This window comes from Cedecea sp. P7760 (assembly GCF_013386425.1).
Lineage (GTDB): Bacteria > Pseudomonadota > Gammaproteobacteria > Enterobacterales > Enterobacteriaceae > Cedecea > Cedecea selenatireducens.
On sequence record NZ_JACARU010000079.1, the window covers coordinates 1 to 9,412 of the forward strand.

The following is a 9,412-nucleotide window of genomic DNA, read 5'->3' on the forward strand; positions in this document are numbered from 1 at the left end:
CGCCGGCGCCGGGGGTTGTGAGGGGGAATGGCGTATTTCCCCCTCACTCGTTCACCGTTTCTGAACGTGTAGGGAAAACCGTTCTACGAGTGAACGGAATTTTAGCCAGTCTTTCATAGAATATATTTGTCGCTTAGCGAAAGGCATTGGTGGGTGAAGAGGCGAAAACCTGGCTTGAGGCAGCCAGGTTTCAGTCGGGCAAACTTAATCTTCGAAGTACCAGTATCCCTGGTTAATCAGCCCCGTCAGTTGGCTGATGAATTCGGCATCTTCCACGGCTGAGCCCAGCTCGGCTTTTGTCAGCCGGGTATAGCGGCACATCGCCACGGCCGCAGCCTGATGCGTGACGTCCAGCGGCTCGCTGTTCACGAAGAAATGCTCGCCAACCTGCAGTACGCGAAGCCCGCTCAGGCGAAGCAGCTGTTCTCCGCCGGCCAGTGCGGCGGCCACTTCTTCCGGTTCGTAAGGCGGTTCGGCGGAGGCGATATCCAGCTCGTGGCGCGGCGTGGTCACAAAGCTGCCGAACCACTGGTTGAACGCTTCCGGCTGGCTAATCAACGCCGTCATCATGCTGCGCAGGCGTTCCAGCTCGTAGTTTTCTACTTTGCCTGGGTTTTCCCTGCAGGTGAGATCCGGGTCGCTATAGTGATCGCCGCCGAGGTCATTTTCCAGCACGTAATCGGCAAAGCTGCTGATTAAATCGCGGCTGTTTGGCCCCCGGAAGCCGACCGAATAGTTGAGCGCCGTTTCATGGGTAAAGCCGTCGTGCGGGAAGCCTGGCGGAATGTAGAGGATGTCGCCGGGGGCTAAATCTTCGTCGATAATCGGCGTAAACGGCTCAACGTGCAGCAGCGCCGGATGCGGACAAAACTGCTTGAGCGGCAGCCTGTCGCCGACGCGCCAGCGGCGGCTGCCCATGCCCTGAATGATAAACACGTCATAGTTATCAATGTGCGGGCCAACGCCACCGCCCGGCACGGAAAACGAAATCATCAGGTCGTCTAAGCGCCAGTCCGGCAGCACGCGGAAAGGGCGCACCAGCGCGGCGGCGGGTTCGTGCCAGTGGTTAACGGCCTGGGCCAGCAGCGACCAGCCGGTCTCGCCAAGATTATCAAAGTGCTCAAAAGGCCCATTACTGGCGTGCCATTTGCCCTCTTTAAAACTGACCAGCCTGCTGTCGACTTCGTTCTCCATCGCAAGGCCGGCAAGCTCGTCGGGCGTGATTGGGTCGACAAAACCCGGCAGCGCATTTTTAATCACCACTGGCTTTTTCTGCCAGTACGTTTCCATAAACTCTGGCCAGTTGATATTGAGTTGATAATCCACGGTTATTTACCCCTGTGCGGAAGAAGGCCGATTATAGAGAGCGAGGCCTTTCGGCGACCTTGTCATGGGTCAATCCCCGGCGATATTTCCGCTTTTTCTCTGGCCGTAAAATGCCCCGGCTATCGGTTTTTTCTGATTTTATTTTAAGTTTAAACGCCGCCGCAGGCCTTGCTGTGGCTGGTTTATTCAGGTTTTACACGCGGTTAGGAGAAATTTAGCCTGGAACCGGAACCGATTTCTCATCACCTACTAAGCGGAGATCTTGTTTGACTGTTAAGGGGTAACAGAATGGGACTGGGAATATCGGCTTTTATCAAGCCCGGACGCGCAATCCGCGATCGGGAAATTGCTCATCTACAGCAGGATCGCTCGCCGCCCTCGGCGATGAAACAGGGCAAGGCCCCGCCCACGCAAACCGCGTCCGGGTCATTACACACGCAGGCCGCTACGCCCGCGCCCGCCGGGTTGAAACAGGGAACCGAGACGGCGCAAACGTCGCAAAAAGGGATGTTTAGCCGCTTTATAGGGCGGCATCGCGGTCGGCAAGAAGTTACACCCACGGCGATTCCCGTCACTGAAAATGCTTCACGGGCCAGCAGCCCAAGCCTTTATAGCCAACCCAGCGCCAGCTCCGCGAGCGTTTATAGCCAGCCTGATATTTCCGACCTGAACGCGATCCCCAGCAATGAAGTGGGGACGCCAGGCAGCCAGTTTGCCGAGCTGGCGCCGGAGATTGAGCCGGAAAAAAACATGCTGCTGGAAACCCGGCTCTCGCTCGATAAAAAGGGGCGTCTGGAGATTGATACCCCGTCGACGTCCGCGCCGCTGCAGGCCTTGATGGAAAAAACCATCGGCCACGATCGCCTGCGTTACCAAAACCACCTCGCCAGCGATGACGGCCATCAGCATGTGTTGCTGGATAAAGAAGGGCGGCTGATGACGCTGCGCAGCCAGCCCGGCGCTTTTATTGCTATCAGCCACAGCCAGCAGAAGGTGGAATGGCAGGAAGTGCAGCAGCCCCACCGGGGATTTATGCGTCGCCAAAGCCTGGAGCCTGCAGGGCAGCATCTCTCCTGGCATGACCGCCAGACCGTCGATATTGGCGGCGAAAAAGTGCGCCTGCCGGAAACCGGCGTGCGTGACCGTCTGACGGACAGCGTGACCGACGGCGACGGCACGCGCTACCGGCTGCATGACAAAAAACTCTACAGCTTTGACAGCGCCGCCAACGCCTGGCAATCGCTCTCCGGCGAAGACGATAAGCTTTCTTCCCTGTCGCGCCAGAGCGACGGCATGCTGTGGCGAGTGAACGATGACAAACAGCTCGGCAGCGCCGTCGGCGAGACTATCAAGGTCAATTTCGAGAACAAAATCGATCACTACGCGATAGGTCCGAAGCGCGACGCTTTGGTGCTGATGAGTGACGATGAGAAGAAGCCGCAGGTTGCCTGGGTCGCCAATCTGGCGGCGGCCGACCCTCAGGCCAAAACGCTGGCGCTGCCTGAGAACATGACGCTGAAAAAAACGGCGCTGCATGGCCCGCTGCTGTTCGCGTTGGACAATAACGGTCGCCTGCATTGCGGCGATAAACCTAACGAGCAGAGCACGGCGTTAAGTTTTGGTGAAGCAAGGCATAAACCGCTGCTGGATAACATTACGCAATACGTCACCGCGACCGTCGGCGATGAGGCGCGAGTCGAAGATATGCTGGCCGATGAAACCGACCGCCTGCACCTGATCGTCAAGGATAAATACGACCAGAAACACGCCATTACCTTCCACTGGCACGGCGGTGACCTGAAGCCTCAAAGCAGCTGGAACCTCACCGACAGCATGGTGCTGGACTACCAGAAAGGCCTGCCGCAGGTCACGCCAGCCGCCCACGACGTGGTGGATCTCGGGCGGCTTGGCAAGCTGGCTCTGCACGACGGCAAGGTGCATTACTTCAATGAAACCACCGGGCTGTGGGCCGCCTCGGACGAAAAGGCCGATAAGCTTCAGTGCGGCCTGGACGGCCAGCCGTGGCTGATGAAAGACGGCGAGCTAAAGCGCCTCAAGGTGAACCTGAGCAGCAACAAAGTTGACCACGGCAGCAACGTTTTTGCCTTGCCGCAGGTGACCAAAAGCGTCAGCGCCGATCTGGCGACCGCCGGGCTGGACAAAGCCGGGAAGGCGCAGGCGTTTACGGTGATCGATAGCCGCCGCTATCTGGCGGTGAACGAAAAAGGGGATATCGGTTTCCACCACATCGACACCACGACCCGCCGTAATCAGAACGCTACCCAGACCTTGAGCCAGGCGGCACTTCGGGAGCAGATCGAGAAGCTGGTGCCCGGCAGCGCGGGGAAAGAAGAGGCGTCCAAAATCAGCGATCTTGCCCTCGGGGAAGACAAACAGCTTTGGCTGCTAAGCAAAGAAGGCGGGCTGTTCAGCCTGCCGGAAAAAAACTGGAACAGCGGCAAAGCCGACGAGCTGGCAAAGGCCGTTTTACCCGCCAACGAAGACGGTAGCCAGCCCGAACTCAGTGCGCTGCAAACCTCTGCCAAAGGGCAAGTTAGCGCGCTGGACAAGCAGGGCAATACGTTTCTCTTCAAGGCCGGAGCCTGGGAAAAAGGCGAGCCGGCCACCGCGCCGGTGGAAGAACTCAACGTGGCGCGCCAGAACTACGAGCGGCTGACCAAAGCGTCAAAAGACTGGCGTTTACCGGGCACCGGCATCACTTTCAAGCGCGAGGTTAACTTCCTCGGCCAGACCGGGCAGGACGGCAAACAGGTTCGCACCTCGTTCCGCACTCGCCTGAGCACCTTTGCTTTCCGCCCGTCGCTTGAGTGGCCGCGGCCGGTAAAAACCGCCGCCTACTCTATTCAGCATCGCTACGCCGGTCGTGAAGGGCTGAAAGACGTTTACCAACAGCAGGGAGACCTGACCCAGCGGCTGAAGGCGCTTGCGCAGCAGCCGGCAAGGATCGCCCCGCGCCCTGGCCTAAGCCAGAGGCTCGAGATCATGGGAGGTGAAGCGGGGCGCCAGTGGCAGCCGCAGGAAAAGGCGCTGCTGGAAGAGATGAGCAGTTTTGCGCGCCAGCTTTCCGACAGCAGCACCCATTATTGTGAGCAGATCGGCCAGCACTATGGCGTGCGCGATGAGCGTCGGCAGGAATCTACGCCTTCGCGCTTTGGCCTGAACCACAGCCACAGCGGCGCGCTGAACCCGTCGAGCAGCCGGCAGGATAACCTCACCGGGCAGCTTAACGAGCTGCTTCGGCGCTATCCCGCCGATAAAAGCAACCACGCAGGGGCGATTATTGCCGGGCTGGAGGCGCGGCAAATCACGCTTAACCACCAGAAGGAACAGGTCCCGATGGGGCGCCAGCGCGATATCCACGATGACATCGGGCTGGTGAAATCCAGGGTGATGCTGGACGTGCTGACGCTGAAATCTCTGCATGATTCTGTCGATGAGCTGCAGCAGGCGTCGCTGCTAAGCGAGCCAGAACGTTCGGCCAAAATGACGGAGATTGCCGCCAGCGTGGCCCGCCTGCGGGACAGCGACTGGGGCGGGAACGTGATTAAAACCGTCACCACCCAGGGCTTCGGCAACCATAAAGCACTCGAGGCCAACTACGACGCTATCAAGGCGATGACCAAAGCGTTCAGCAAGGAAAACCACGGCGTCAACATCAACACCAAAACCGTGATGCAGGCTGAAAGCCAGCGCGAAATGCAGGGCAAAATGGTGTCGACCGTGCTGTCGCTGGAAAGCGGCGAAAACCTCGCCTTTAGCCGCACCTATGGGGCTTCGGCGACCGCGACGGTGGCGCCGGGCACTCAGGTTGTGGCGGGCGTGGGCGGCAAAGTGGGGGCCGACCGAGGCTACACGATGAGCTTTTCCCGTGGTGATACGGGGATCAACGTCAGCTTCGGGCGAACAGGTGCCGTGTCGGCCACCGGTATCGTCGGCGTCGGCTACAACGTGCTGACCGACTACAACAAAACCCATAAAACGTACCTCGACGGCGACCACAAGCATCCGCTGTCGCAGGGCGTGCGTCTTGGCGGCGGCGTCACGCTGGGCGGACAGCTTCAGTCCCAGCACGGCGTCTCGTTTGAACTGGCGGAGCACGAGATCCCCGGCTTTATCGAGCAGCTGAGCAGCGGCACGCTGGATCCGCTGGAGTTCTTGAACCGTGGCGCAAACCATAGCGTGAAAAGCGGGGCGACCCAGAGCTTCAGCGTGGACATTAACGCCGCGGCGCTGGCGAGCGTGGGCTTCCCGTTTACCGACAGCCACGAGAAAGACTTCCCCACCAGCGCACGTCTGGGCGGCGGCGTGTATGCCAACACCAACCTGCTGGCAGGCAGTCGCGAGCGCACGGAGTCCCGCAATGCTGAAGGGCAGGGCGTCAGCCACAGCGACCATCGTTTAAGGGCGTTTAACCAGATGAACGCCGGGGCCAACATTGCGATTCCGGTCAGCACCACGATTCAGCCGAAGCACAAAGATCCCTTCTCGGTCGGCGTTGGCGTCGGGGCCAGCGTGCAGCTGTCGATCAACAACCGGACGACGCACAGCCTCACCGTTGACTTAAAAAATGCCCAGCCGGTGGAGGGGGTTCACCTGGAAAAGCTGATGACCACGCTGGGCAAACAGTTTACCGACAGCGCCTCCACACAGCTGCTGGCCAGGCTGAAAGATGAGCCAAAAGAAGGCGAGCTGCCGGTTTCCGTTGCCGATAAGCTGAGCCAGCTGGACGCCCATTTCACCCGCTGGTATCCGCCGGTTGATAACGCAAAGGCGCGCCGTCCGCTGCTGGATACGCTGGCGCAGCTAACCAAACGCCAGCAGCAGGCTGACTCCCTTTCCGTGCAGACGACCCAGCCGGAGCCGGGCAATGCCGAGGTTGATGCGCTGATTGACGGGCTGCGCGGCGAATTCACCGATCTTGCCAGCCGCAAATTGCTGAGCGAGCTCACCCCTGCGCAAGATGCTCCGCGTCTGCCAATGTCGGCGGCTGAACGGCTGGGCAAGCTGGAAAGCCACTTTGCGCGCTTTATTCCGCCGTCGCGACATCACGAGCTGACGGGCAACGGCCCGCAGGCAGCGCTGCAGTCGCTGCAGCAGACCGTGCGTCAGCAAAATGCCATGCTGAATCAGCAACAGCTGGTGAATAAGGCGGAGTACCAGTCCACCTACAAGAACCTTTCGCGAATCGACAGCAACGGCCTGTTCCACTTTGTGCGCCACTTTATGGAAGGGGAATTTTCGCCGAGCAACGCCGACCGTATTACCCAGATGATGGGCGAAGACTATCGGCTGAAAGCGCTGCTGCGCGGGCTGCAGGATAACAGCAGCTCGCAGGCGGTGGTCTCCCTCGAACTGAAAACCAAACCGCGTGAAAAACTGGCTGACCAGTGGGCAAACCACTCGGTCACTCAGGACTCGATCGTTGACCTGCTAAAAGACCGCGACAAGCTGCGCCTGAAATCCATCGCCTTTACCAAGACGCAGAGTAAATCCGACGGGTTCTCAACGCCGTCCTTTTTACTCGGCGGCTCTAACGGCGTGTCGCTGTCGATGAATGAAAACCTGGGCACGATCAACTTCAGCTACGGGGACGACGACAGCGCGCCGCTCAGCTACACGGTAGACGGCGGCGTGGCTCAGGCAGAAAAAGAGGTGAAGTCGGCGCTGAAAGACGCCGCCGATGCCGGCTTTATGGTGAAAGGAGGATAAGGGAATGACGATGCAACAACAGCTTCAACAGTGGCTTGATGCCTGGGGACGACAGCAGAAGATCTCGCTGCGCCTGGAGGAGGGCATCTGCCAGCTGACGAATGCCCAACAGCAAGAGGCCGCGGTGATTGAACTGCCGCCGGAGAGCAGCGCGGTGGTGCTGCATTGCCGGGTCGGACAGCTAACCGGGCAGGACGCTGCGCTGCTGCCGAACCTGCTGGCGATGAACTTTGAAATGAACGCGATGCGCGGCTGCTGGCTGGCGCTTGACGGGGAAAATGCGATTCGTCTGTGCACCCAGTGCGAGATGTCTGCCCTGGACGCGGAGCAGTTTGCGCGCTGGTTAAGCGCCTTCATCGGCCAGAGCGGCGAGGTCAGAGAGTTTCTGACCGAACTGCCGTCTCTACTGGAGGCTGCCGCTGCGCGTTAATATTTGTGGCAAGGAAAAAGCCGGGAAATTTCCCGGCTTTATTATTGATGGAGCGTTTCGTTGCTGGCAAACAGCTCCTCTTCACGCCGAACAGGCTGCTGCTTTTGCAGCACCTTATAAATCCGCTGAACGTCATCGGCATAGCGGCTTCGAAGCTGTTGGCGCTTTTCCGACGGGCCGGTGTTGTACATGCCGACGGTATTCCACGAGCGGCCGTACTGGCGGAACAGCCCGTGCAAAACCCACGCGCCGGTGGCGATGCAGGTGCACGGGTCGTGCAGCAGGTTTTCACGCGTAACGCCCAACTGCTTAAGTCGCCCAAAATGCACGCTGTTCACCTGCATCATGCACACGTCTTCGGTGTGGTTCGAGTTGGCGGCGTTCACCGAAGAAAGGGTAAATTTCGACTCTTTCCAGGCGATGGCCTCCAGCAAGGCGGGGGAAATCCCGAAGGCGTGCCCGACGCGGGTAAAACACTCGGCCTGCGCCACGGCAGGAAGGCTAAGCAGCAAAAGGCCCAATCGCCACGATGTAGTCTGCATAGATGCGTCTCTTTTGATTTTCACTGGCAATGTGTGGCGAAATGCGCGCCCAGGTTCCCATTTTTTGCCACATAAGGAACTCTTTAACTCCGCTTCTCACTCAGTTGAACATGCCGGACGCGGGCAAAACCGGGCGTCATTGCAAGGTTAGGCGGCGGCCGGTGATTGCTACTGGGTATCACTTAGGGGAGTGTGTTGTATGCAGATATCATCAGGACCGGGCGGGTTCTCACCTCTTTTGCCGGAAAACCATTTTCCAGGCCTGGACGGGGCGTCACCTGACTCACAAAACGGCGGGAGCAACATTACCGCCAAACTGCTGCTGAATAACGGCGGGAACACGCTGGCTATTCCGCTGGCGCTGAACTTTGCCAACGCGGGCGCGGCCGATAAGCCGTCGGCGATCAACTTTGGCGCTTCGCCAACGGGCAATAACAGCCCGGCCAGCAGCCCGGCTAACGCTTCGCAAAGCAACGGCAGCGGTTCCGCCGACGGCATGATGCAGGAGCTTCAGCAGATGCTGCAGCAGTTCCTGAAAGAGTTGATGCAGCTCTTCCATATGAATAGCGGGCAAAATAAGGGCGACGACGACTCCTCTTCACCGACGAGCGGTATTGGTTCCGGCTCAGGCTCAGGTTCTGGCATGGGCAGCAGCGGTAGCGATGGAGCCGGAGATGCCGGCCGCCCGCTGAACAACCTCGCAGCAGCACCTTCTGGCGGGCCATCTGGTGCGTCCGGGCCGTCTGCGGATAGCCTGCCTCCGGGTGATACCAGCCTGAAAACCAGCGATCCTACGCTGCAAAAAATCGTCTCCCAGTTTGGCGGAGAATATGAAAAAGCCTCCGCTGAAACCGGCGTCCCGGCCAAGCTGCTGGCCGCGCTGACCATGCAGGAGTCGGGCGGGGATGTGAACGCGAAGTCGACCAACCCTGGCAACGGGCTAACCGACAGCGGCATGAACCAGATCAACCCGGACACCTACCGTGCGATGCAGAGCAAATATCCGGATAAGCTGGGCAGTGACATGAACTCGCCGGCCAACCAGATCATGTGTTCGGCGCTGATGCTTAAAGAAGGCAAAGAGAAATTTGGCAGCTATGATGCCGCCCTGCGCGCCTATAACTCCGGCGACGATCAGGTGAATCTGCACAACCTGTCCAGCGTCTCGTTGGGCGATCCGAATTACGTGAATGAAGTGAACAGCCACATGGCGAAATTCGCCTGATAGCGGGCGTTTATTTTTGCTCTCTTCTTTACAAAAATGCCTAATTTAGCGGCCGTTTCTTCGATAAGAGGCGGTTGCTTTTTTTAGTTACAAAGCAGTTTATTTCTTTGACAGGCCAAATTGGCGTGATTAATGGCAGCAAATACGACCAGGAATGTT

Annotated in this window: 5 protein-coding genes; 3 read left to right on the forward strand and 2 right to left on the reverse strand. The window is 58.9% G+C overall.

Going from position 1 to position 9,412, the window contains the following annotated elements; all coding sequences use genetic code 11:
• Positions 1-204: 204 nt before the first annotated feature.
• Positions 205-1,326, reverse strand: a complete 1,122-nt coding sequence (locus tag HX778_RS22935; RefSeq protein ID WP_038474349.1) for a cupin domain-containing protein — start codon at positions 1,324-1,326, stop codon at positions 205-207.
• Positions 1,327-1,614: 288 nt separating this feature from the next.
• On the opposite strand from HX778_RS22935, the gene HX778_RS22940 reads away from it, so the two are divergent.
• Both HX778_RS22940 and HX778_RS22945 read left to right on the forward strand, forming a co-directional pair.
• On the forward strand, positions 1,615-7,056 hold the full coding sequence (locus HX778_RS22940) for an AvrE-family type 3 secretion system effector (protein ID WP_255483494.1): 5,442 nt from the start codon (positions 1,615-1,617) through the stop codon (positions 7,054-7,056).
• A gap of 4 nt (positions 7,057-7,060) precedes the next feature.
• The gene (locus HX778_RS22945; protein WP_176983155.1) at positions 7,061-7,486 is read left to right on the forward strand and encodes a type III secretion system chaperone; all 426 of its coding nucleotides are present in this window, start codon (positions 7,061-7,063) and stop codon (positions 7,484-7,486) included.
• Between the two features lie 41 nt (positions 7,487-7,527).
• Here the strand turns inward: HX778_RS22945 and HX778_RS22950 are convergent, their stop codons facing one another.
• A complete protein-coding gene (locus HX778_RS22950; protein ID WP_176983156.1) occupies positions 7,528-8,028 on the reverse strand; it encodes a lytic transglycosylase domain-containing protein in 501 nt (166 codons plus the stop codon).
• A 199-nt stretch (positions 8,029-8,227) separates the two neighbouring features.
• On the opposite strand from HX778_RS22950, the gene HX778_RS22955 reads away from it, so the two are divergent.
• Entirely contained in the window at positions 8,228-9,253 is a 1,026-nt protein-coding gene (locus HX778_RS22955; RefSeq protein WP_176983157.1) for a lytic transglycosylase domain-containing protein, read from the forward strand.
• Positions 9,254-9,412 lie beyond the last annotated feature (159 nt).

Coding starts and splice junctions, on each gene's coding strand:
- HX778_RS22940 (WP_255483494.1), top strand. CDS start 1,615: ATGGGACTGGGAATATCGGCTTTTATCAAGCCCGGACGCGCAATCCGC.
- HX778_RS22945 (WP_176983155.1), top strand. CDS start 7,061: ATGACGATGCAACAACAGCTTCAACAGTGGCTTGATGCCTGGGGACGA.
- HX778_RS22950 (WP_176983156.1), bottom strand. CDS start 8,028: ATGCAGACTACATCGTGGCGATTGGGCCTTTTGCTGCTTAGCCTTCCT.
- HX778_RS22955 (WP_176983157.1), top strand. CDS start 8,228: ATGCAGATATCATCAGGACCGGGCGGGTTCTCACCTCTTTTGCCGGAA.